Below are 1,596 nucleotides of genomic sequence, written 5' to 3'. Positions count from 1 at the left end.
CCTAGCTTGACTTTTAACCTGTGCGGCGCGGTCGGGGATTGACTGACTTCTTGGTCTTGGGTTTCGGTTTGCTGGCCTGGTTGCTGGTGACGACGTGGACGTCGTAGCGGTTGGTGGGTTGGTGGTTGGGTCTGCCGGGTGGTCGGCCGGGTCCTGGTCGGGTGGGTTTCGGCGCGGCGGCTGGGCAGGCGGTGTTATTGCGCAGGTGCCGAAATGCGCGGCGGACACGGGCTGGGGTGAGCCGGTCCGGTTCGGCTGGTTTCTCCCATGGGCGGCGTAGGTCTGCGACTAGTGGTCGCGCCAGCCGCAGTTGGGTGTAGGCGGCAAGGATCAGCCAGGTCCACCGGTCGGCTGCGTCGGGGCTGCGGATCTTCGGGCTGGTCCAGCCCAGTGTCTGCTTCAACATCCGGAAGGTGTGCTCGATATCGAAGCGGCGCAAGAATGTCTGCCACAGCCGGTCGAGGTCGGCCGGTGTGGTGGTGTCAGTGGCATGCACGCCAGACCACCACAGCCACACCGGTTTCGGGATCGCTCCGGAGGGCAGCCGGTCGACCTGCAGCCGGATGACGGTGCCGGCGATGATGGGCAGCTCACCGGATCCCGTCCACGCGGCGCGGCGGGTGAGCCTGGGATGCAACCGGTCCCAGGCCAGGGCGCTGGCCGTGCCGTAGAGGCGGGTCTGGGTGGTGGTGGCCACGTCCGGGTCACCCCAGGTAGCGGGGTCACCGAAGACGAATTCGCCGCCGTGGCGGGGCTTGCGGCCGCCGTGCACCCGCGCAATCCACGGCGGTGTCGCGCGACGCAGGACCCGGTCGGCACGCATCCGGGCCAGGATCTGCACCGGAAGGTCACGCAGCAGCCACGCCAGCCGCGGCCCGTCATACCCTGCGTCGGCCACGATCAGAATCTGCGGGTCACCGGGCTTGTATTGCCCGGCCGCAGTCAGCCGGCCGATCAGTGCACGCAACTGCGCCGCGGTGACGGTGGCGGCGTCGACACCCGGGGCCAGGCGCACGACGTCCAGCGGCGCAGTCCATGAACTACGACCCGGTTCCAAGGCCACGACCATGGAGTACGGCCAGCCCGGAATCATGATTGCTTGGTCCTTGCCTCGGCCGTAGGTGTGACACAAGATCCGCTGCGGTGACGTGTGCGCCTCCGGCCGCAGCCAGCTGGTGATGTCGACGGCCAGTACGAGCCGGCCATCCGCGGCCCGAGGCAACGGCACCCCCGCCAGCGCGCTACGCAGCCGCTCGACATCGATACGGCCGTCGACCACGGCGCCATACGACGATCCATGACCGCGGCGGTGCTCACCGACCAGCGACAGCTCGGCCAGCGACCGGACCGGCCCGTCTGCGCACAACACCGCATCGGCCAACTCGAACAACGCATCCTGGCGTGTGGTCAAGCAGGCGTAGAACTCCTTGCGGAACCGCCGCAACCACCCGAACGCCTTGCCCACAACCGGATCGTGCACACTTATCACCGACAGCCCTTGGATGATTGATGTTCTTCCCTCGACAAGAAGAATGATCGACCAAGGGCTGTCCACATACGACAGCGGGGTCTCTCGAACCTTAAAGAACAAGCTAG

The 1,596-nt window shown here is 67.0% G+C and carries 1 protein-coding gene; it reads right to left on the bottom strand.

The annotated features are described in order from the left end of the window. Positions 1-13: 13 nt before the first annotated feature. Positions 14-1,489, bottom strand: coding sequence for an NF041680 family putative transposase (locus tag DM816_RS41790; protein ID WP_117215931.1), 1,476 nt, complete (start codon positions 1,487-1,489; stop codon positions 14-16). Positions 1,490-1,596 lie beyond the last annotated feature (107 nt).

The organism is Allorhizocola rhizosphaerae, from assembly GCF_003426775.1.
GTDB lineage: Bacteria > Actinomycetota > Actinomycetes > Mycobacteriales > Micromonosporaceae > Allorhizocola > Allorhizocola rhizosphaerae.
Note: the sequence above shows the minus strand (reverse complement) of the source record. Positions and strands in the feature narration are given on the sequence as shown.